Genomic DNA, 21,315 nt, shown 5'->3' on the forward strand with positions numbered 1-21,315 from the left:
CAGTCGAAGAATCATGACAGCATGCTGTCATTCCAGTAGTAGGCTGTCAACGTGCGGTAAGGTGCTGCCGATGACCGAACGGAAACAGGACCGGGTCGACGCGTATCGGCTGCTGGTGGCAGACGTGTACGAACTGGCAGGCGAGTCTCGGCGCTCAAGCGAGGAGCTCGCCCGAGAAGAGGGCCAAACTGCCGCCCGATGGCACGTGATGAGCGTGCTCTCCGACGGTGCCCGCACCGTCGCGAGCGCGGCGCGCAGACTCGGCCTCGCTCGGCAGAGCGTGCAGCGAGTGGTCGACGACCTCGCCCGTGCCGGGATGGTGGAGTTGCACGACAACCCCGATCACCGCCGCGCGCCACTGGTGACACTCACGACGGCAGGGCTGGCCACGCTCACCGGCCTCCTGGAACGCTCCGACGCCGACCGCCGGGACGCCGTGGAACGAGCCGGCCTCACCCTCAGGGATCTCGAGAATGCGCGCGCGACGCTCAGGCGGTTGGTGGACGCCCTGCAGAGCCGGTGAACCGCCGCGACACTCACCTCACCTGCTCCCGGGCCGGCTCAGTCGTCGGCGACGGCCACCGGCTCCGAGCCGATGCAGCGCACCTTCAACTCGTACTCCCGGGTCGGCCCCCGAAACTTGACCTCGACGTCGTCGTCCGGGCCCCGGTCCACGTCCCTGACCCGGTAGCCCTGCGCGGGCGCCCAGGAGACGAGGCGTACGCCACCGGCACCGCACTCGGCCACGGCCGTGCCGCCGTCGGTGGCGAACCCCCGGCGGACCCCGGAGCTCGCGCTCGGCGTGGGGCTGGCCGTGCCCGGCCCGACTGAGGCGGTGCCCGTCGTGCCGGTGGGCACCGGCTCCGGCGAGGCGAGCGCCCGTTCGATCTCGGCCTCGCTGCGCACCCCACCCGGTGTGCCGGTGAGGCTCTCGCCAACCAACCGGATCGCGCCCAACCCGATCAGGGTCGCCACGGCGACGGTGGCCACCCACCCGGCGGCGACGAGAATCGAACGACGGCCCATGCTCTGACTATCCCCGATCCGTCCTTGTCGTTGGCACATCCGGACGCTAAGGCATGGTTAACGTGCGCCTCGCTGACTGCGGTAGCGGTTAGCCTGCCAGCTGTGGCCCGCCTGTTGCTCATCGAGGACGACCTGACCATCCGTACCCCGCTGATCCGTGCCCTGCGGGAACGCGGCCATGCGGTGGCCGCGGCCTCGACCGCGATGGCCGGGCTCCGCGACGCACTGGAGGACCGTCCCGATCTCGTCGTGCTCGACCTGGGCCTGCCCGACCTGGACGGACGCGAGCTGCTGCGGATGCTGCGCGCGGTCAGCTCGGTGCCGGTCATCGTGGCCACCGCGCGCGACGACGAGGCCGAGATCGTACGGGTGCTCGACGCCGGTGCCGACGACTACCTGGTCAAGCCGTTCACGGCGGCGCAGCTCGACGCCCGCGCCCGGGCGGTGCTGCGGCGGGGGCCCTCCGGTGCCGACGCGCAGGACCCGGCGCTCGTCGTCGGCGGGCTGCGCGTCGATCCCCGGGCCCGGCAGGTCACCCTGGACGGGGTGGTGGTCGAGCTGACGCCGCGCGAGTTCGACCTGCTGCACCACCTCGCCGGCCGGCCCGGCCAGGTGGTCACGAAGCGTGAACTGCTCACCGAGGTCTGGCAGATCCCCTACGGGGGTGCCGACAAGACCGTCGACGTGCACCTGTCGTGGTTGCGTCGCAAGTTGGGGGAGAACGCCCAGCAGCCTCGCTACCTGCACACCGTGCGCGGTGTCGGGGTGCGTCTCGAAGCGCCGGCGGCGCATCCGTGAGGGCGCGGCTCGCGTTGCTGGTCGCCGCGGTCAGTGTGCTGACCCTCATCGCTTTCCTGGTGCCGCTGGCGCTGCTGGTCCGCACTGTCGCCGAGGACCGGGCCACCGTTCGGGCCACCGCCGACGCGCAGAGTCTCGTGCCGGTGGTCGGCACCGCCGACGCGGCGACCATCCGGCTCACCGTCGAGCAGCTCGCCGCGGAGTCCGGGCGGCCGGTGAGCGTGTTCCTGCCGGACGGCACGGTGCTCGGCGCCCAGACCCCCCGTACGCCGGCGGTGGCCCTGGCCGCGCGTGGGCAGAGCCTCACCGGGGAGTCGGCGGCCGGCCGGGAGGTGGTCATCGCCGTGCAGGGCCGGGCGGACGGCACCGGCGTGATCCGGATCGTGGTGCCGCAGCACGAACTGACCGCCGGGGTCACCCGGGCCTGGCTGGTGCTCGCGCTGCTCGGCGTGATCCTCGTGCTGATCGGGCTGCTGGTCGCCGACCGGCTGGCACGCACCCTGGTCCGGCCGATCAGCGACCTCTCCGCCGTCTCACACCGGCTCGCCAACGCCGAGCTGGACGCCAGGGTCACCCCGGCCGGCCCGCCCGAGCTGCGCGAGGTCGCTGGTGCGCTCAACCACCTCGCCACCCGGATCCAGGTGCTCCTCGTCCAGGAACGCGAGCAGGTCGCCGACCTGTCCCACCGGTTGCGGACACCGCTGACGGCGTTGCGGCTGGAGGCGGAGTCGCTGCGCGACCCGGAGGACGCGGCCCGGATCACCGCCGCCGCCGATGGTCTCGAACGTGCGGTCACCGGGCTGATCCGGCAGGCCCGGTGGCGGCACTCACCGGCGGGCCCGGCCGCCTCGGACGCGGCGGCGATCGTCGCCGACCGGGTCGCGTTCTGGTCGGTGCTGGCCGAGGACACCGGCCGGGCCGTCACCCTCGACCTGGCACCCGGGCCTCTCCCGGTCGGTGTGGCAGCCGACGACCTGGCGGCGGCCGTGGACGCCCTGCTCGGCAACGTCTTCGCACACACCCCCGATGGAACGTCGTTCGCCGTCCGGCTCGCCCCGGACGCGGGGGAGGTGGTCCTCAGCGTCGCCGACGAGGGGCCGGGCATGCCGGCCGGCGCCGTGCGCCGGGGCGCGAGCGCGGCCGGCTCGACCGGCCTCGGCCTGGACATCGCCCGCCGCGCCGCGCAGACCGCCGGCGGTCGCCTGGAGTTGCGGACCGGCCCGCGGGGCGGGGCACAGGTGCTGCTGCGGCTCGGACCACCGACGTCACCGCGGCAGGCATAGCCGCTGCGGTCCCGGGTAGCTGCGAGTCATGGCGCGGTACACGAAACCCGAGCTCAGAGAGCAGATCAAGGAAGAAATCAAGTCCTCCGACAAGGGCGGCCGGCCGGGACAGTGGTCGGCGCGCAAGTCGCAGCTGGTCACCCAGGAGTACAAGAAACGTGGCGGGGGATTCCTCGGCGAGAAGGACGAGCGGCAGAAGTCGCTCCAGCGCTGGGGCAACGAGAAGTGGCAGACGAAAGAGGGCGACACGCGGGCGCGCAAGGGCGACACGACGAGTCGCTACCTGCCCAAGAAGGCCTGGGACGAGATGTCGGAGAGCCAGAAGCGCGCGACCGACACCAAGAAGCGCGAAGCCTCCCGCACCGGCAGGCAGTACGTCGCGAACACCGGCCCGGCCAAGCGAGCGCGTCGAGACGCCACCACGGCCGGCCGGATGACCGAGATGTCGGTCGCCGAGGCGGCAAAGCTGGTCCGGGGCCTCGACACGCGACAGCTCAAGGCCGCACTGCGCAACGAGCGTGCCAGCAAGGACCGCAAGACGCTCGTCCAGCGGCTCGAAGCGGAACTCAACCGGCGCGGCTGATTTGTCCGTCGACCGCCTTAACCTGGTCTTAGCGTCCCGACAGCGCGCTGCTATCCCGATTTGACCGATCCTCGGAGTTGACAACCGAGGAAAGGTGGACACCACCATGAAGCGCACCAATCTGCTTCTGGCGACGGTCGGCGGTTCGGCGGTGCTGGCGGTGGCCGGGATCGCGCTGGGCGTCAACGCCGCGAACGACTCGCGGACCGGCGGCACGACGCTCGCCGCGGCGACCGTCGCGCCGACGGCCACGGACGCGCCCGGGGCCAGCGGTTCGCCGTCGGCCAGCGGCACGCCGTCGGCCGAGACCCCATCGGGTACGCCGTCCAGCGGCACGCCGTCAGCTGGCACCTCGCCGGCGGGTAGCGCGGTCGACGAGAAGCGTGCCGGTGAGATCGCGCTCGCCAAGGCCGGTGGCGGTCAGATCGTCGAGGTCGAGTCCGAGCAGGAGCACGGTCGACCGGTGTGGAGCGTGGAGATCGTCGCTGGCGACATCGAGCACGAGGTGGACGTCGACCGGGACAACGGTTCAGTGGTCAAGGCCGAGCAGGAGCCGGTCGACGGCGACGATGATGCCGACGACAAGGACGACAACGACGACGACGACGACAACGACGACGACGACAACGACGACGACGACAACGACGACGACGACTGACCGTCCGGCGCCGCCGCCCGTCACGGGGATCCCCCGGGCAGGCGGCGGCGCTGGTCGTGGAGCAGGCGTGCCTCAGATGGCGACGCGTTGCTCCTTCACCGTCGGCTGGTCCTGGTCGAACTGGGTGCGGTACAACTCCTGATACCGGCCGCCGGCGTCGAGCAGGTCGCCGTGTCGCCCACGCTCGACGATGCGTCCGTCTTCGACGACGAGGATCTGGTCGGCCGCCCGGATGGTGGAGAGTCGGTGTGCGATGACCACGCTCGTGCGGCCGGTCAGGGCTTCGGCGAGAGCCTCCTGAACCGCGGCCTCGGAGGTGGAGTCGAGATGCGCGGTGGCCTCGTCGAGGATGACCACGCGTGGACGGGCCAGCAGCAGCCGCGCGATGGTGAGCCGTTGCCGTTCCCCGCCCGACAACCGGTACCCGCGTTCACCGACGACGGTGTCGAGCCCATCGGGAAGTGTGCGGATCAGGGCGTCGAGGCGGGCCCGCCGGAGCACCTCCCACATCTCGTCCTCCGTAGCGTCCGGCTGAGCGAACGCCAGGTTGGCGCGGATGCTCTCGTGGAAGAGATGCCCGTCCTGGGTGACGACACCCAGCGCCGTCCGGATCGACTCGGCTGACAGGTCGCGTACGTCGACGTCGGCGAGCCGCACCGCGCCGTCCTCGACGTCGTACAGGCGGGGGACGAGCTGCGCGATCGTCGACTTGCCCGCCCCGGAGGAGCCGACGAGGGCGACCATCTGCCCCGCCTCGGCGCGGAACGACACACCGTGCAGCACTTCCTCGCCGCCGCGGGCATCGAGCTTCACCACATCTTCGAGAGACGCGAGCGACACCTTGTCCGCCGAAGGGTAGCCGAACCGTACGTCGTCGAACTCCACCGCGACCGGCCCGTCGGGAAGCGGGCGGGCGTCGGGCCGGTCGAGGATCAGCGGCTTGATGTCGAGGATCTCGAACACCCTCTCGAAGCTCACCAGCGCGCTCATCACCTCCACCCGGGCGCTGGCCAGCGAGGTCAACGGCGCATAGAGGCGCGACAGCAGCAGCGCGAGGGCGACTACGGTGCCGGCGTCGAGGCTGCCCCGGAGTGCGTAGATGCCACCCAGCCCGTAGACCAGGGCCAGCGCCAGCGAGCCGACGACGGTGAGCGCGGTGATGAAGACCCACTGGAGCATGGCGGTACGGATGCCGATGTCCCGCACCCGACGCGCCCGTGCCGCAAACTCGGCGGACTCCTCGGCCGGCCGCCCGTACAGCTTGACCAGGGTCGCGCCGGGCGCGGAGAAGCGTTCCGTCATCCGCGTGCTCATGGCCGCGTTGTGCTCGGCCGCCTCACGCTGCAACTGGGCGAGCTTCGAACCCATCCGACGCGCCGGGAGAACGAAGATGGGCAGCAGCACGAGCGCCAGCACCGTGATCTGCCACGAGAAGCTGAGCATCACCGCCAGCGTCAGTGCCAGGGTGACCGCATTGCCGACCACCCCGGACAGCGTGTCGCTGAAGGCCCGCTGCGCACCGATCACGTCGTTGTTCAGGCGGCTGACCAGCGCTCCGGTGCGCGTCCTGGTGAAGAACGCCACCGGCATGCGCTGCACGTGGTCGAAGACGGCCGTCCGCAGCTGGACGATGAGCCCCTCACCGATGCTGGCGGAATGGAACCGCGTCACCAGACCCAGGCCGGCTTCGGCCAGGGCGATCACGGCGATCAGCACCGCCAACCGGATCACGACGCCGCTGTCGGCGCCATCCACGATGGCCTCCACCACCCGTCCGGCGAGGACGGGTGCCGCCACCGTGAGGACCGCCGTCACCACGCTCAGCAGCAGGAACCTGACGATCAGGGCCCGGTGCGGCCGCGCGAACTCCACGATGCGCTTCAGGGTGACACGGGACAGTGGTCGTTCTTCCTGCGCGTTCATCGCGTGGTGCAGAGACGTCCACGCGGTAAATTCCATGCTCATGCCTTACCTCCGATACCGGAGGTTAGGACCTCACCCGAGCTTGAGGTCAAGTCACCGCGCGGGGCGTTCCAGTTCGGCGCGGATCTGACCGAACACACCTCGCGGGTCATCCGTCCGGGTGAAACCGACGAGGGTCACCATGCCGAGCGTGTGCTGGTCACTCCACACGCAGATGTCGACAGGGATGCCCGTCTCGGCCTTGAGGATGCCGCAACCGGCCGCCCCGCCCAGCGGGCCTGGTTGGATCGGCCCCACGCCGGTGACCTTCGGCAGCCCGGCGAAGGTCTTGTTCAGTGTCGCGGTCGGGTCGGTGATCGTGCCGGACACCGCGCTGATCAGGATGACCCGCTGGTCATCGCTGGGAATGTGCAGCCCGCGCTCACGGGAGTACACCTCTTCGGCCCGGACGTAGGCGGTGCCCATCGCGCTGGTGGGCCCAGCGGCGAGCAGCTTCTTGAAGGTGCCCATCTGCTGCTCGGCGCGGTCGTGGAAACCCCGATCCACGGATTCGGTCCAGGTGCCCAGGAGCTTGGCTGGCTTGTCGATGCGCATCGCCGCAGCGGGGGCCGACGACTGCGTGGCCGCTGCCGGCGCGGGAGTGTCGGACTGCCCCGAGCACCCGGTCGTGAACAGCAGGATCGCCGACGTCAGCGCGCCGACGATGGTTGGGCCAACCGGCATCGTGCGCGTCATTGAGTCCCGCCCCCGTCTCAATTTCGCGCGAAAGATATCGCACGCCCGCTGTCCCGTTACTGGTGACCCGCTTGCGCGACGTGGTGGTCGCCACCACCCCGGATTTTGTGTTCACTGACTGGACGTAAACGCGGTCCTTCCCCTACCGGCGCTGTGGCGGCTCAGCCGTTGCTCAGTCAAGCCAGCAGATCACCGCAGCACCATCCCTGGCGGCTGCAGCGAAGAAGCTCTGGACGCCTGGCAGATAGTGGGCCACCCAGGCAAGTTTCCCGGGGCCTTCCCAGGGCCCGGGGTAGATATCGGCCCGGTTCAACTCCTGCGGGTCGACGCCCCGAATGAGGCCGTCTTCGGTGAGCGCGGCCAGTTCCGAGGCCGCCGTCGCTACTTGGGCCGGTGTCAGATAGGAAGGCGGCCCGTAGCCCCAGTCGTCTTCGAGGTTTTCCAGGAAATCGAACATCTCCTCGCTGTCGGGCTCGACGTCTGGCAACTCCACGAACCGCTCCGCGCCCGAGACCAGCGGAATCTCGAAGCCCAGCCGATCAAGTAGGAAATCAAGCCCGTCCCATGCCTTGTCGGTGGCAGCCCAGCGTTCGGAGTTGTCGTCCCGTTGCGTCATGGCGAGTTCGTAGGCCCAGCCGAGGTCGGCCCTCGCCTGCTCCAGTTCGTCCGGGGAAACGCGCAGCCAGTTGCCGTTCATACTCACCACGGCAGGCTAAACGCTGGTTACGACAGTTCCCCCAACAGCAGGCAAAGGTGTCCGGCAACGTGGCGGCGCACTGTACTACCGCAAGGTGCTCGTCACCGAGTGCCGTCGGCGCCGATCGCCGGCGTCCGGGGGCGCTGAGATCCGTGCATCAATCATGTCGCGGCACCGCGCCGTGATGCCGCCTTGTGTGATCCTGAGCCGGGTCCGTGATGCACCGAGGCGTCTCCGAATGCGCCGGGTGCGCCGGAGAGTAAGCAGAGGAGCCGTAGGCTCTGCGATCGTGCACAGCACCCTGACCGAGCACGCGCGGTGCCTCTACGGCGACGAGTACCGGCCTGCGTTGCAGTGCGGCCGGACCACCAGGAGCACTACTTCGTCGAAGAGCTGACTTTCGCGGACGCGGAGACCATTCTCGCGATGCTGCGGGAACTCTGCTCGAACCTGGTCGACGGACTTCTGCCGGTCTGGGTCCGCAATCTCGCTTACCGGCTTGTGCTCCTGCAGCGGCCGAACCAGCCGGCGCTCATGCGCGAGGCGGCCGACAGCCTGTACATGCACGGTCCCGATTGGGACAACCTTGCGACAGAGCTGCGCAGCCAGGCCGACGCGCTGGAAGGCCGCTGACTAGGACAGATGATGCACGTCTGAACGTGCGCCTGACCGAGGTCAGCTCCACCGATCTGCCGCGAGGCGCGCGTAAGGGCTCGGGCTACTCGCTTGCGGAGTCCCAGGCGTCTTCGAAGGTGGTTCGCGTGATGACGAACGGGCTCCAGTCCTCGTCAGGATCATCCAGGCTCGCCTGCCCCGAGGCCACCGAACTGGTCTTCGTCATATCCGGGCGAGGAGGCAGTTGGCTTGGCGAAGTCCCTGGCGGCGCGTTCGGAGACCGATCCGTCAGATGTGGATGGTCCGGCCCTCGTCGTCGGACGGCTTGTCGTCACGTGTGGAACGCGGATGCGGTCAGGACCGAGATGAAATCCGGGCTGTCACTGCGCTGCCTTCGGAGCGCTTCCCACGATAGATAACTTAACAACGATTCTGCGCGATCGGTATCGGGCAGACGACCGACTGCGCAGGTCAGCGGCGGTGGCTAAGTTCGCCCAATGCCCACGAACATGATCAGTGCGAGTTCCGCTGGCACCTGGACCCTCGGCGACCTGACCGTCAACCGGATCGGATTCGGCGCGATGCGCCTGACGGGCAACGGCAGCGCGGCGAGCGACCGCGCGCGGGCCATCGGAGTGCTGCGCCGGGCGGTCGAGCTCGGCGTGAACCACATCGACACAGCGGCGTTCTACTTCTCGCCGCTGCGGTCGGCCAACGAGTTGATCAATAGTGCGCTGTCGCCGTACGCCGATGACCTGGTCATCACCACCAAGGTCGGGCCGGGCCGCGACCCCTCGGGGGAATGGCTGCCGCTGGCCCGGCCGGACCAGCTGCGCGGGCAGGTCGAGGAGAACCTGCGCCAGCTCGGCCGCGACCATCTGGATGTCGTGAACCTGCGCCAGCACGGACTGGACTCGGTCGCGGAGCACTTCGGCGCGCTGGCCGAGCTGCGCGACGCCGGTCTGATCCGGCATCTCGGCCTGTCCAACATTCGCCCACATCACCTCGCACAGGCGCAGGCGATCGCCCCGGTGGTCTGCGTGCAGAACACGTACGGTGTCGACACCCGACGCACGCACGACGAGTTCGTGCGTACCTGCGGCGACCAAGGTGTCGCGTTCGTGCCGTTCTTCGCGATCGCTGGCGACGGACGTGAGGCCGGCGGTGTGGCCGCCAACGCGGCAGTGCAGGCCGTCGCGCGTACGCACGGCGCGACGCCGGCACAGGTGCGTATCGCGTGGACCCTCAGCCGCGGCCCGCACCTGCTGGCCATCCCCGGTACCGGCAACCCCGATCACCTGGTCGAGAACCTGGCCGCCGGGGCGCTGGTCCTGTCGCCGGACGATTTGGCCAGCCTCGATTAGCGGCCCCGGCAGGATGCGGCCCGGCCCCGGCAGGATGCGGCCCTGCCGCGAGCCCACGATCCTCCGACGGAAGGTCCGTCCCTGTGCAGGCAGCGACAACGCCCATTCCCACCCCGCCGCCCGACAGCTCATGGCTCGTCGCCCGAGGACTCATCCCCGGTCACGGCCCTCGGCGTGTCCTGGCCTTCGCGACCTTCGTCAACATGCTCGGAAGTGGCATCTTCATGGCCAGCGCCGTGCTTTTCTTCACCCGATCGGTCGGGCTTCCCCTTGCGCAGGTCGCTCTGGGCATGGGTATCGCAGCGTTCGTCGGGATGCTCGCCGGGATCCCGGTGGGGCATCTCGCCGATCGGCGGGGGCCGCGCGAGATCTATCTGCTGACTCTGATCATCCGTGCCGCCACCATGGCCGCCCTGGCCTTCGTTCACACGTTCTGGCTGTTCGTCGTGCTGGTCTGCCTGACCCAGCTCGCCCACTCAGCCGGTGGGGCGTCTCGCGGTCCGCTGGTGCGTGGCTTCGGCGGCACGAACCTGGCCCGGTACCGGGCCTATCTGCGTTCGGTCGCCAACCTCGCCGGATGTTGTGGCGCCCTCGCCGCCGGCGCCGCGGTGCAACTGGACACCCGTGCGGCCTACCTGGCCCTGGTCGTCGGCAACGCCATCAGTTTCCTGGCGTGCGCCGCGATCATCACTCGGCTGCCCTCGTTGCCGCCCATTCCAGTGCCCCAGATGACCGGGCGCTGGATCGCACTGAAGGACAAGCCCTATCTGGCAGTCACCGCGCTCGACGCCATCCTGGGAATTCAGGGCCAGGTGCTGGTCTTCGCGCTGCCGGTGTGGATCGTCTCGCAGACCCACGCGCCGCGCTGGTTCGTTGGAGTGGCCGTGCTGGTCAACACCGCCCTCGTGGCGTCACTCCAGGTCAGAGCGAGCCGGGGGATCGATACCAGTCCAGCGGCCGGTCGGGCCATGCGCCGCTCCGGGGTGGCGTTCCTGATCGGGATGGCCCTGATCGCCGCCACGGCGGCGATGCCCGGCTGGCTCGCCGTTACGGTGATGACGCTGGGGGTCGCCGCGCACACCGTCGGCGAGCTGTGGCACGCGGCGGGCTCACTCGAGTTGCAGTTCCGGTTCGCACCTGCGCACGCGCAGGGGCAGTACACGGGAATCTCCGGGCTCGGCACGGGCCTGGCCAACGTCGCCGCACCCTCCTTACTGGGCCTGCTCTGCATCGCCTGGGGTGCCCCCGGATGGCTGCTGATGGGTGGCATCTTCGTCGCGGTCGGGCTCGCCGCCCCGGCGGTCGTCCGGTGGGGCGAGCGAACGCGTCCGCACTCAGCGGAGGCCGTCTAGAGACCAGGGATCGTGGACGGCAGCAGCGCGGGTGGCGCCCGTCGACGGCGGCGCAGAAGGGCCCGATGTCGGGCATCGGCGCGACCGACCACTCGTGGAGTCGTCCCGAGGGCATGCCTCGTCACCCGGACAGGAGTGATTGCTCTCCGCTGGTCGTGTCTATGTCCGTCGGTGGTAGTGGTTGCGGCGGGGGAGTTGGTCGGGGTCGAGCCAGGCGGGCGGTATGAATTCGGGGTGGTTGTCGTCGCCGAGTCGGACGGTCCAGTCGTTGTGGTGGAGGTGTCGGTGGTGGTGGCCGCAGAGTAGGACGGCGTTGTTGAGGTTGGTGGGGCCGCCGTCGGCCCAGTGGTGAATGTGGTGGGCGTTGCACCAGCGGGGTGGTCGGTCGCAGCCGGGGAAGGCGCAGCCGCGGTCGCGGAGCATGAGGGCGCGGCGTAGTGGGCCGGTGATGAGGCGGCGTTGTCGGCCGACGTCGAGGACCTGGCCGGTGCCGCCGAGCACGGCGGGCAGGATCGCGGCGTCGCAGGCGAGTCGGCGCACCGTTTCCGGTGTGAGGTGCAGGCCGGTGTCGAGGGTGGCGGCGCTGAGTTGTCCCGCGAGGGCGTCGTAGCTGGTGGTGACGACGATTTGCGCGGGGTCGCCGCCGTGTTCGGGTAGCTCTCCGGTGCGCAGGCTGAGCCGGCAGAGGTCAGCGAGGGCGTCATGGCGGCGCTGCCCGGCGCAGCGCTGGTCGTCGGGGCCGGACGGGGCGGTGAGCGGGTCGATCGCGGCGCGCAGCAGGCCGGCGGTTTCGCTGTCGAGGATGCCGGTGAGTCGGAGTCGGCCGTCGGTCAGCGTGGACATCGTGACGTGGCGGTCGCGGTTGGTTCGGCGGGCGTCGGCGTCGAGTGCGGCCTGGGCGGCGGCGTCGGCGATGTCGGGTGCGACGTGGTCGAGGATGCGGGTGCTGAGCTTGCGCAGCAGGGTGGGGTCGAACTGCCCGGCCCAGTCGACCAGCACGCCGACGGCCTTGTCGGCCACCTCCGGCCCGGCGGTCGACTGCACGGTGGCGACGGTGTCGGCGATGACCCGCACCTGCTCCACGCTGACCGCGCCGGCCGCCAGCGCGCCCCGCACGGCCGTCGGGGCCGCGTCGACGCACGCCGCGAGATCGACCAACCGACGGGCTGCGGGAATGGTCAACCGCAGTCGCTCGCGCAACCAGACCGCGGTGCTGGAGGCGCCCTGCGCGACCGCAGTGCCCCGACCGTCCACCTCGCGCACCAACGCCAGCTTCACAGCGGCGAGACGCTGCTCCAAGCGATGCGCGGCATCGAGCGCCGCGACCAGCTCATCATCGGCGAGAGCCCAGACGGCGTCGTCAACGCAGGCAGCGACCGCGTCGTCTGCCTGCGCCAACTCCTCGACCATGACCACACACTAGAACAGGTGTACGACAACTTTCAGTGGCAATGATCGATCGCTATGAGGCGGAGCCGAGAGGTTCCTGGGGGTTGTTGAAGGGCCTGGCCCAGGTGATGACGCGGTCGATGGAATCGCGGGTGAGGCCGATCGCCGGGTCGGTGGTGATCAGCAAAGTGGGGCTGGTACGCCTCGCGGCCCAGACGTGGGCTTCGGGCGAGTGAAGGTCGTCAATCCATGTTGCGGGCCGTTGCTGGGCGTAGGCGGCAATGAGTGGGATTTTCTCGCTGGGGTGGAACGGTGTGCACGGCATGGTGACCACCGGCAGGGGAGTGATGTGCAGAAGCGGAGCGAGGAGTTGGTTTGCTTCATCGTTCCAGCTCGTGGCCCAGGCTATGTCCAGGACGGCACTCGCTTCGGTGATCCAGGTGCCGTGTACGGGGTTGACACGGACGGGTTCCTCTCCGGGGAACAGGCGGTGCTCGGTGTAGCCGGCCGGCGGTTGAGGACTGCCGTACGGGTTGAGGACACCGTCGATGTCGAGCAGCAGCAGGGGGCGGGTTATTCGCACGTCACGACGCCGTGTTCAGACGGAGGGGAGACGGTCGCCTCCATCACCCGCCCGGCGAGGATCGGTGCCGCCAGATGCGGACCACCGGCGCCGCGCTCAACAGCAGGAGGCGGCACTTGACCAGCGGTGACGGTCACAGGCCGGCGTGCATGGTCAGGCTCTGCCGCAGGTGGAGCTTCGGCCTGGACCCGACGATAGAGCCGACGACCTCGCCCCCACGGAACACCAGCAGCGTCGGCAGGGACATGACTGCGTAGCGCCGCGTGGCCTGCGGGTTGTCGTCGGAGTTGAGCTTGGCGATGACCATCCGGTCGCCGAACTCCTGTGCCAGCTCGACGAGGCTCTTCTCGATCATCTTGCACGGCGGGCACCACTCGGCCCAGAAGTCGACCACGACGGGCCGGTCGCTGGCCAGCACCAGCTCGGCGAACGTGTCGTCGGTGACGGTGATCAGGGAGCTGACGCTCGTTTCCTGGGGCATGTTTTCTCCCGGTGCTCGATGGCGTGGGTGAGCTGGGTGTGCAACTGCTGACGGACCGCTCCGAGCCGATCGAGGTAGTCGTCGACCTCGGCGAGCTTGCGTCGCAGCACCAGCACGGAATCCGGACAGACGTCACCGGACGCGTTGCCCGCTCGCAGGCAGGCGACGAACGGTCGGACGTCGTCGAGGCCGAAGCCGACGTCGAGCAGCGCCCGGATCTCCCGGACGACCCGCAGCTCCGCCTCGTCGTAGACGCGGTAGCCGTTCGCTGAGCGCTGCGGTTGTACCAGACCGTGGGCTTCGTAGTAGCGCAGCGTTCGGGTGCTCGTGCCGGCCCGTTCCGCCAGCTCGCCGATCAGCATCAGACCTCCTCGACCAGCCTGTCGCGACCAGGCTAAACCTTGTCGTCAGCGTCAAGGCAAGGCTGCTCCCGAACCCAGCCCCGAGCCCGAACCCGGCCCGAGCCCGAACCCAGCCCCGAGCCCGAACCCAGCCCCGAGCCCAGGCCCAGGCCCGAGCCCAGGCCCGAACCCAGGCCCAGGCCCAGGCATGGCTCAGGGCGCCGCGATGCGGCGCCCTGAGTCTCTGTGCGCTAGCCGATGCGGAACTGGTCGCCGTAGACGGCGAACACCAACGGCGTGTTCAGGTTGAAGTTGCCGTTGTTGAGGAACACCCGCTGGGCCGTGTCGACCCGGGACGTGTCCGAGTGGGCCGCTTCCTTCTTCATCTCGATGACCCGCTCGTCGAGGAAGGCGTTGAGCCAGGTCCGCTCGTCGCCGCCCTGCGCCGGGGGCTTCGCCCGAGCGAGGGCGCGGTTGCGGATCTGGCGCATCCCCTCGTACCCGTGCATGACCGCCGCGTCGTAGTAGGCGAACTGACCGAGCGCCCGGACCTGGTCGTTCTTGCCGTCGCGTACCGATGGGTTGAAGTAGACCCGGTCCCGCTCGGCCTCCTGTGCGGCTTGGAACACCGAGTCGTTGGCCGCGGTCCGCCAGTCGCGGGGGAAGTTGGGGTCCAGGCCGGAGTGCGAGGGGGTGCCGTTGACGGCGCGCAGCGCCGGCAGGTAGCCGGCCAGCACGTTGCCCGGCTTGGTGCGCGTGTACGCCTCGACCAGTTCGAGCATGTCGCCGGTGCCGGAGCAGAAGCCGATGATGCCGGCGGTGTAGCCGCGCCCGTCGCCGATGTCCTCGATGTAGGAGAACTGCGCGCGCCAGTCGAGCGAGGAGTTCTCCGCAGCCGAGACGAGCTGCATGGCGACGTCCTTCTTCGCCGGGTCGTCGAGGTTGGTCCCGGCCGGGGTGGTGGGCGTTGGGGTGCCGCCGCCGGGCAGGGTCCACTGCTGGTTGGTGGTGCCGCCGCAGGTCCAGATCTGCAACCGGGCGCCGTTCGCGGTGCTCCGGTCGGTGACGTCGAGGCACTTGCCGGAGCCGGTGTTGACGAGCGTGCCGTTGCTGGCGGTCCACGTCTGCGCGCCGGTGCCGTTGCAGTCGTACAACTGGATCTTGGCGCCGTTGGCGGTCGACGCGGCGGTCACGTCGAGACACTTGCCGAGTGCCCGGATCGAGTTGTCGGTGTTGCCGACGGTCCACGTCTGGGCCGCGCTGCCGTTGCAGTCGTAGAGCTGGACCGCCGTGCCGTTGGCCGAGTTGGCGGCGGCCACGTCGACGCACTTCCCGCCGAGGCCGGTGATCGGGCCGGCGGTCGCGGCGCTGGCCGACGGCAGACCGTAACCGATCGCGGCGACGCCCATCAGCAGGGCGCCCACGACGTAGGCGGCTGTTCTCTTGTGAACCATGGTGTTCCTCGGGGAAGGGGCGGCGTGCCGCCGGCCGGTCGGTGGCCCGGCGCGGCGGTTCGGCCCCGGCGGGCACCGCGAGCATCAGGAAACTGTATTAACAGATATCAGTACGTTCGTGCGTCGTCAATCGACGAGCGCAGGCCGTGACGACGCATGTTCATCTCGTTGACAGGCACCCGAGAGCTCGATGCCCGGCCCGCCCAGTTGGATGTCGTCAGCAGTGCCGCGGTCCCGGGCGAGACGACCCGGGACGGCACCGACACGCAAGGAGCGTTCCATGGCAGTCCCCCTCCGCCGTACCCCGTCCCTGTGGGCCACGGCCGCCGCCGTGCTGGCTGTGGCGGCGTTGTCCGCCTGCGGCAGCGCCGACGCCGCCGACCCGGTCGGCGCGCCGAGCGCCGCCGCGCCGACCGAGGCCACGCCGACCGGCGCCGCGCTCCCGGCGGTCAAGGGCAAGCTGCGCGGGTACGGCACGGTGCGGCAGCTCAGTGAGGCCGCGGACCTGGTGGTACGGGGTGAGGTCGAGGCGACCGGGTTCCGGGTGGACGAGGTGCTGCGCGCGGCGAACGGATCGGCAGTCGGTGCCGGGACGCGGATCACGCTCGCCAGCCTGGATCGCGGCGTGGCGGACATGGCCCAGATGTCCACGCTCACGGCGGGTCAGGTCGCGGTGCTCTACCTCGCCAAGGACACGGCGGCCCCGACGTTCCGCACGCTCAGCGGCGACTTCGGGGTGTTCGACGTGACCGGGACCGGTGACGACGCCGTCGCGGTGTCCCGCTCGCAGACGATGGCCGTCAGCGGCCTGGTCGACGAGGACCCGACCGCGTCCGGCCACGGTTTCCGCACCACCCTCGGCCAGCTCCGCGCCGTCGCCGCCCAGGTGAAGTAGGACGACGACTGGAACGCGGACGGCACCCACCGGGTGCCGTCCGCGTGCTCACTGCTCGCGGTAGGTGGCCAGATCGAAGTCGGCGTACGCGCCGTCGCCGCCGAGGTCCTGCACCCACAGGCCCAGGAACGCCCCGGTGAAACCCCACGCCGCCGGCTCACCGTCGATGATCAGCGCGGCGTGCTCGTCGGAAAGGATCGTCGCGTCCAGGTCGACCGGTAGCCGCTGCCAACCGGCGCCGAGGTCGTAGTCGAAACGCACCACCGGCCCGTCGAACACGGCCCGCAGGCCGACCCGGTCCACGCCGCTGGCGTCGACGGTCAGCTCGGGGTGCGGCGTGCGCCGCCCGTTGTCGGAACTGAGCAGCTCCAGCACCGTCCGTCCGTCGTCGGCGCGGGTCAGGTAGAGGTGGTGCCAGTTGAGGGTGTTGTAGTAGGCGGTGATCCCGGCGAGCTGGCGGTGGTCGACCGGGTCGAACTCCAGCACGGTCTCCAGGGAGCAGTGCATCGCGCCGACGCGTCGCCCGACCAGGCTGGGGGCCTGCCGACCGACCGGTGACTGCCCGCCGTGGATGCGAAGGTGTGACGGGCGGCTGTGCAGGTCGACCCAGTCCGCGGTGGCCGGCCGGCGCAGCGTCGACCAGCACAGGCCCAGCTCGGGGGCGTCGAAGTGGTCGGTGTCGGGCTCCGCCGGCCACGGGTGCGCGGGCAGGTCCGGTGCGACGACCTCGTCTGCCGGCACCCCTCCGGCGATCTGCGGCCAGCCGTCCGCCGGCCACTCGACCCGCTGGATCGCGGTCTCCCGGCCGAGCACACAACTGCCCAGCGGGGAGTAGGGGCGGCCCACCAGGTGGGCGAGGTACCACTCGCCGTCCTGCGTACGGACCAGGCTGCCGTGACCCGCCTTCTGCAACCGCAGTTCGGGGCGGCCGACGGAGGTGAGCAGCGGACCGTCCGGGTCCACCTCGTACGGCCCGAACAGCTCCCGGGACCGCGCCACGGTGACCTGGTGCTCCCAGCTGGTGCCGCCCTCGGCGGTGATCAGCCAGTACCAGCCGTCGTGCCGGTAGATGTGCGGGCCCTCGGTGACCCCGACCGGGGTGCCGGTGAACAGGATGCGCGGCCGGCCGACCAGACTGCGCGCGGCCCGGTCGTACTGCTGGATCTCGATGCCGCCGAAGCGGTCCCGACCGGGTCGCCAGTCCGCGCTCATGCTCAGGAGCCAACTGGTGCCGTCGTCGTCGTGGAACAGCGCGGCGTCGAAACCGCGCCCGTGCAGCTTCACCGGATCCGACCAGGGGCCGGTGATGTCCTCGGCGGTGACCAGGAAGTTCTGCGGGTCCCAGTAGCCGCTGGCAAAGCTGGCGACGTCGCTGTAGACGAGGTGGAACTGGCCGTCGTGGTACGTCAGGTCGGGTGCCCACACCCCGTTGGAGTCACCGCAGCCTCGCAGGTCGAGCAGGCGGCGGTCGGTGATGACCCCGCCCAGGGTGCGCCAGTTCACGAGATCACGCGAATGGTGCACACGCACGCCCGGATACCACTCGAACGTCGAGGTGGCCAGGTAGTAGTCGTCCCCGACGCGCAGGATCGACGGGTCCGGGTGGAACCCGGCGAGGACGGGATTGCGGATCGACCGGGTAGCGGTCGCCACGTTAGCGATGTCGGTCGACACGATGGCTCCTCTGGACGGGGCTGTCTGGAACTTCCGGAAACTTGCGGTCCCGGATCGCTGGAAGTCGTGACTACGCTAGCCGGTCTTTTCGCAATAGGACAGAGGTCTTGACCGTTGCGGAAACAGCTCGTAGCGTGCCGGCCATCGACCGGTAATACCGGCGAAGCTTTGAAAGTTCCGGAGATCCATAGGTTCCACCCCGCCGGCTCGGCCGGCGTCCGAGCACCCCGTGAGTCCCCGAAGGGATGGATCATGACCACACACCTTTCCCGCCGAACGCTGCTCGGCCTCGCCGGTGCCGGCGCTGGCGCCTACCTGCTGAGCGCCTGTAGCGGCGACGAGAAATCCAGCGACCCGAACGCCCCGCAGACCATCAACTGGTGGCACATCCAGAACACCGACCCGATGCTGCCGGTCTGGGCCGCGATGGCCAACGAGTACAAGACCGCGCACAGCAACGTCACGTTGACGATCCAGCCGCTGGAGAACGAGGCCTTCAAGGCCAAGCTCACCACCGCCACCCAGGCCGGCGACCCGCCGGACCTGTTCCAGTCCTGGGGTGGCGGCGTGCTCAAGCAGCAGGTGGACGCGGGCCTGGTCAAGGACCTCACCGACGACGTGAAGGATCTGGTCGGCGGCATCCTGCCCGCCGCCATGCAGCCCTACACGATCGACGGCAAGGTCTACGGCATCCCGTTCGACATCGGCATGGTCGGGTTCTGGTACAACAAGGACCTCTTCACCCGTGCCGGCATCACCGAGGCTCCCGCCACGTGGGCTGCCCTGCTCGACGCGGTCCGCAAGCTCAAGACCGCCGGCATCACCCCGGTCGCCCTGGCCGGCAAGGACAAGTGGCCGGCCCACTTCTACTGGTCCTACCTCGCCATGCGCATCGGCGGCGTGGGCGCGTTGCAGAAGGCCGTCGACGACAAGAACTTCGACACCCCTGATCTCGCCGCCGCCGGCGAGCGGCTCAAGGAGCTCGTCGACCTGCAGCCGTTCCAGAAGGGGTTCCTGGGCGCCGAGTTCGGCTCGCCCGACGGGCAGGCCGCCACGATGGGCAACGGCGGCGCGGCCATGGAGCTGATGGGGCAGTGGGCACCGGCGGTGCAGGCGTCCAGCTCCACCAGCAAGAAGGGCCTCGGCGACAAGCTCGGCTTCTTCCCGTTCCCGGCCGTGGACGGCGGCAAGGGCTCCGCGACCGAGGTCTTCGGTGGCGGCAACGGTTTCGCCGTCGGCAAGGACGCGCCGGCCGCCACCATCGACTTCCTGAAGTTCCTGCTCAGCGCCGAGAACCAGAAGCGGTCCGCGCAGACCGGCGCGGTGCTGCCCACGGTGAAGGACGCCACCTCGGCGATCAGCGACGCCAACAACAAGGTCGTTGCGGAGACCCTGGCCAAGAACACCGGCTTCCAGCTCTACCTCGACCAGGCGTACGCGCCCGCGCTCGGGCAGCAGATCAACGACAGCGTCGCCGAGATCATCGCCGGCAAGAAGTCGCCGGCGGCGATTCTCAAGGACATCACGCAGGTGGCAAAGACCGTCTGACCGTGATCCATCACCCATCCGTAGCCGGCCGTAGAACCCGAGTGGAGCAGGCATGACCAGGCCATCGACCGTGTCGGACACGAGGCGCGGCGACACGGCGACCGATCCGCCGGCACCGGGGCCGGGCACCGCGCGACAGCGCGGCCGCCAGCCCCGGCCGGGCCGGGGTGGCGTCCTCGCCGTGTTCCTGGCGCCTGCCCTGGCGCTGTTCCTGCTACTTGTCCTCGCCCCCATCGTGGTGGCCGGCTACGCCAGCCTCTACAAGTGGAACGGCTTCGGGCTGCCGGAGAACTTCATCGGGCTGGACAACTACACCCGCGCCTTCGGCGACCCGACCTTCCGCGGCGACCTGCGGCGCGGCCTGGTGCTGGTGGTGTTGTCGCTGGTCGTGCAGCTGCCGGTGGCGCTGGCCCTGGCCATGCTCCTCAACCAGCCGATTCGCGGCCGGGCCATCTACCGGCTGATCTTCTTCGCCCCGTACGTGCTCTCCGAGGTCACCACGGCCGTCCTGTTCACCCTGGTGTTCTCACCGAACCGAGGGTTGGGCGAGGGTGTCTCCCGGTGGCTGGGCGCCGACGCGGGCGCGGTCTTCGCCGACCCGGACACCGTGCTGTTCGCCGTCTTCCTGGTGGTGTCCTGGAAGTACTTCGGCCTCTACATGATGCTCTTCCTGGCCGCCCGGCAGGGAATCCCCAAGGAGCTGTCCGAGGCCGCGGTCACCGACGGCGCCACCGCCTGGCAGGCGTTCCGGCACGTCACCCTGCCCCTGCTCGGCCCGACGATCCGGATCAGCGTGTTCCTGTCCGTCATCGGCACCATCCAGCTGTTCGACATGGTGTGGGTGCTCACCGGCGGTGGTCCGATCCACTCCTCGGAGACGCTGGCCGTCACGATGTACCAGTTCGGCTTCCGCCGCTTCGAGGTCGGCTACGCGAGCGCCATCAGCATCGTCATGTTCCTGCTGAGCCTCGTCTTCGCCCTGTTCTACCAACGCATCGTGCTGCGTCGTGACACCGCGGGCGCGATCACCAATCAGGGAGGCCAGCGATGACCGCCACGGCGAGCCGTGCCCAGCGGACCCGCAGCGTCGTGCTGCACCTCGTCTGCATCGCCGTCGGCGCGCTCATCGTCGTGCCGGTGTGGTTCGGTGTGCTCGGCGGCTTCAAGGACAACGGTCAGCTGTCCACCAACCCGCTGGGCTGGCCCGACCCCTGGGTGCCGAACTACATCGACATCCTGAGCAACGGCGTGTTCTGGCGGCAGCTCGGCAACAGTCTGCTCATCGCCGTGAGCAGCACCGTCATCGTCGTCGGCGCGGCGGCGATGGCCGCGTTCGTCTTCGCTCGCTACGCCTTCCGGGGCCGCGAGTTCCTGGTGACGCTGTTCGCGATCGGCCTGATGTTCCCGTTCGCGGTGGCCATCCTGCCGCTGTTCGTCCTGCTGCGCGGCATGAACCTGCTGGACAACCCGCTGGGTGTCATCCTGCCCCAGGCCGCCTTCGGGCTGCCGATCACCATCATCATCCTGCGCCAGTTCTTCCGTACCATCCCGGCCGAGGTCGAGGAGGCAGCCGTCCTGGACGGCTGCGGCTCGTTCGGGTTCTTCTGGCGGGTCCTGCTGCCGATGGCCCGTCCGGCCCTGGCCACCGTGTCGGTGCTGGCCATCGTGACCAGCTGGAACAACTTCATGCTCCCGCTGGTCGTCTTCAGTGACCAGAGCTGGTGGACCCTCCCGGTCGGGGTGCAGGCCTTCCAGGGCCAGTACGCCGACGACACCGCACGGGTGCTCGCGTACGTCGTGCTGTCCATGCTGCCTGCCCTGGGCTTCTACGCCGTGGCCGAGCGTCAACTGATCGGCGGCCTGACCGGCAGCGTCAAGGGATGACACCGCGTCACCGCGAGCAGACCTGACGCTTC

General features: G+C 69.7%; 22 protein-coding genes. 12 read left to right on the forward strand and 10 right to left on the reverse strand.

Annotated features, from left to right (window positions below; translation table 11 throughout):
* Positions 1-70 precede the first annotated feature (70 nt).
* Positions 71-523 carry a MarR family winged helix-turn-helix transcriptional regulator gene (locus tag KBX34_RS10180; protein WP_210924647.1) on the forward strand — a complete coding sequence of 151 codons (453 nt, stop codon included), beginning with the start codon at positions 71-73 and terminating at the stop codon, positions 521-523.
* Positions 524-561: 38 nt separating this feature from the next.
* On the opposite strand, the gene KBX34_RS10185 is transcribed toward KBX34_RS10180, so the two are convergent.
* On the reverse strand, positions 562-1,026 hold the full coding sequence (locus KBX34_RS10185) for a septum formation initiator (RefSeq protein WP_088948793.1): 465 nt from the start codon (positions 1,024-1,026) through the stop codon (positions 562-564).
* A 102-nt stretch (positions 1,027-1,128) separates the two neighbouring features.
* Here KBX34_RS10185 and KBX34_RS10190 point away from each other — a divergent pair, with 102 nt between their 5' ends.
* The 4 genes from KBX34_RS10190 to KBX34_RS10205 all read left to right on the forward strand — a co-directional run bounded on the left by KBX34_RS10190 (position 1,129) and on the right by KBX34_RS10205 (position 4,348).
* Positions 1,129-1,824, forward strand: a complete 696-nt coding sequence (locus KBX34_RS10190) for a response regulator transcription factor (RefSeq protein WP_210924649.1) — start codon at positions 1,129-1,131, stop codon at positions 1,822-1,824.
* Positions 1,821-3,107 (forward strand): HAMP domain-containing sensor histidine kinase, encoded by a 1,287-nt coding sequence (locus tag KBX34_RS10195; protein WP_210924651.1) that lies wholly within the window; start codon positions 1,821-1,823, stop codon positions 3,105-3,107. Before KBX34_RS10190 ends, KBX34_RS10195 begins: the two co-directional genes overlap by 4 nt.
* Before the next feature lie 28 nt (positions 3,108-3,135).
* On the forward strand, positions 3,136-3,690 hold the full coding sequence (locus tag KBX34_RS10200) for a DUF5872 domain-containing protein (protein ID WP_210924653.1): 555 nt from the start codon (positions 3,136-3,138) through the stop codon (positions 3,688-3,690).
* A 106-nt stretch (positions 3,691-3,796) separates the two neighbouring features.
* On the forward strand, positions 3,797-4,348 hold the full coding sequence (locus KBX34_RS10205) for a PepSY domain-containing protein (protein ID WP_210924655.1): 552 nt from the start codon (positions 3,797-3,799) through the stop codon (positions 4,346-4,348).
* A gap of 72 nt (positions 4,349-4,420) precedes the next feature.
* Here KBX34_RS10205 and KBX34_RS10210 read toward each other — a convergent pair whose 3' ends face one another.
* From KBX34_RS10210 to KBX34_RS10220, 3 genes are all read right to left on the reverse strand, one after another.
* Positions 4,421-6,313 (reverse strand): ABC transporter ATP-binding protein, encoded by a 1,893-nt coding sequence (locus tag KBX34_RS10210; RefSeq protein ID WP_210924657.1) that lies wholly within the window; start codon positions 6,311-6,313, stop codon positions 4,421-4,423.
* 51 nt (positions 6,314-6,364) lie between these two features.
* Positions 6,365-6,994, reverse strand: coding sequence for a hypothetical protein (locus tag KBX34_RS10215; RefSeq protein WP_210924673.1), 630 nt, complete (start codon positions 6,992-6,994; stop codon positions 6,365-6,367).
* A gap of 184 nt (positions 6,995-7,178) precedes the next feature.
* Entirely contained in the window at positions 7,179-7,703 is a 525-nt protein-coding gene (locus KBX34_RS10220) for a YfbM family protein (protein ID WP_210924703.1), read from the reverse strand.
* A 354-nt stretch (positions 7,704-8,057) separates the two neighbouring features.
* Between KBX34_RS10220 and KBX34_RS10225 the strand changes: the two genes are divergently transcribed.
* The 3 genes from KBX34_RS10225 (at position 8,058) to KBX34_RS10235 (ending at position 11,034) form a co-directional block, all read left to right on the forward strand.
* Complete coding sequence (locus KBX34_RS10225) at positions 8,058-8,336, forward strand: hypothetical protein (RefSeq protein ID WP_307871369.1); 279 nt, start codon at positions 8,058-8,060, stop codon at positions 8,334-8,336.
* A 479-nt stretch (positions 8,337-8,815) separates the two neighbouring features.
* Positions 8,816-9,682, forward strand: coding sequence for an oxidoreductase (locus KBX34_RS10230; RefSeq protein WP_247671663.1), 867 nt, complete (start codon positions 8,816-8,818; stop codon positions 9,680-9,682).
* 83 nt (positions 9,683-9,765) lie between these two features.
* A complete protein-coding gene (locus KBX34_RS10235; RefSeq protein WP_307871370.1) occupies positions 9,766-11,034 on the forward strand; it encodes an MFS transporter in 1,269 nt (422 codons plus the stop codon).
* Between the two features lie 159 nt (positions 11,035-11,193).
* On the opposite strand, the gene KBX34_RS10240 is transcribed toward KBX34_RS10235, so the two are convergent.
* From KBX34_RS10240 to KBX34_RS10260, 5 genes are all read right to left on the reverse strand, one after another.
* Positions 11,194-12,444: an HNH endonuclease signature motif containing protein gene (locus KBX34_RS10240; protein WP_210924675.1), complete on the reverse strand. Its 1,251-nt coding sequence runs from the start codon at positions 12,442-12,444 to the stop codon at positions 11,194-11,196.
* Positions 12,445-12,496: 52 nt separating this feature from the next.
* On the reverse strand, positions 12,497-13,000 hold the full coding sequence (locus tag KBX34_RS10245; RefSeq protein ID WP_088951830.1) for an HAD domain-containing protein: 504 nt from the start codon (positions 12,998-13,000) through the stop codon (positions 12,497-12,499).
* A gap of 139 nt (positions 13,001-13,139) precedes the next feature.
* Complete coding sequence (gene trxA / locus KBX34_RS10250; RefSeq protein ID WP_141909903.1) at positions 13,140-13,487, reverse strand: thioredoxin; 348 nt, start codon at positions 13,485-13,487, stop codon at positions 13,140-13,142.
* On the reverse strand, positions 13,457-13,849 hold the full coding sequence (locus KBX34_RS10255; RefSeq protein WP_088948784.1) for a MerR family transcriptional regulator: 393 nt from the start codon (positions 13,847-13,849) through the stop codon (positions 13,457-13,459). Before KBX34_RS10255 ends, trxA begins: the two co-directional genes overlap by 31 nt.
* A gap of 230 nt (positions 13,850-14,079) precedes the next feature.
* Positions 14,080-15,282, reverse strand: a complete 1,203-nt coding sequence (locus tag KBX34_RS10260; RefSeq protein WP_210924677.1) for a chitosanase — start codon at positions 15,280-15,282, stop codon at positions 14,080-14,082.
* A gap of 280 nt (positions 15,283-15,562) precedes the next feature.
* On the opposite strand from KBX34_RS10260, the gene KBX34_RS10265 reads away from it, so the two are divergent.
* Entirely contained in the window at positions 15,563-16,177 is a 615-nt protein-coding gene (locus KBX34_RS10265; protein WP_210924679.1) for a hypothetical protein, read from the forward strand.
* Positions 16,178-16,225: 48 nt separating this feature from the next.
* Here the strand turns inward: KBX34_RS10265 and KBX34_RS10270 are convergent, their stop codons facing one another.
* Positions 16,226-17,851 (reverse strand): glycoside hydrolase family 43 protein, encoded by a 1,626-nt coding sequence (locus tag KBX34_RS10270; protein WP_088948782.1) that lies wholly within the window; start codon positions 17,849-17,851, stop codon positions 16,226-16,228.
* A gap of 252 nt (positions 17,852-18,103) precedes the next feature.
* Between KBX34_RS10270 and KBX34_RS10275 the strand changes: the two genes are divergently transcribed.
* The 3 genes from KBX34_RS10275 to KBX34_RS10285 are packed head-to-tail and all read left to right on the forward strand — an operon-like array spanning position 18,104 to position 21,283.
* On the forward strand, positions 18,104-19,399 hold the full coding sequence (locus KBX34_RS10275; protein WP_210924681.1) for an extracellular solute-binding protein: 1,296 nt from the start codon (positions 18,104-18,106) through the stop codon (positions 19,397-19,399).
* Between the two features lie 52 nt (positions 19,400-19,451).
* The gene (locus KBX34_RS10280; RefSeq protein WP_210790421.1) at positions 19,452-20,450 is read left to right on the forward strand and encodes a carbohydrate ABC transporter permease; all 999 of its coding nucleotides are present in this window, start codon (positions 19,452-19,454) and stop codon (positions 20,448-20,450) included.
* Positions 20,447-21,283: a carbohydrate ABC transporter permease gene (locus KBX34_RS10285; RefSeq protein WP_088948779.1), complete on the forward strand. Its 837-nt coding sequence runs from the start codon at positions 20,447-20,449 to the stop codon at positions 21,281-21,283. The genes KBX34_RS10280 and KBX34_RS10285 overlap by 4 nt, the downstream gene beginning before the upstream one ends.
* The last annotated feature ends 32 nt before the right edge of the window (positions 21,284-21,315 follow it).

The organism is Micromonospora sp. M61 (genome assembly GCF_018070245.1).
GTDB lineage: Bacteria > Actinomycetota > Actinomycetes > Mycobacteriales > Micromonosporaceae > Micromonospora > Micromonospora zamorensis.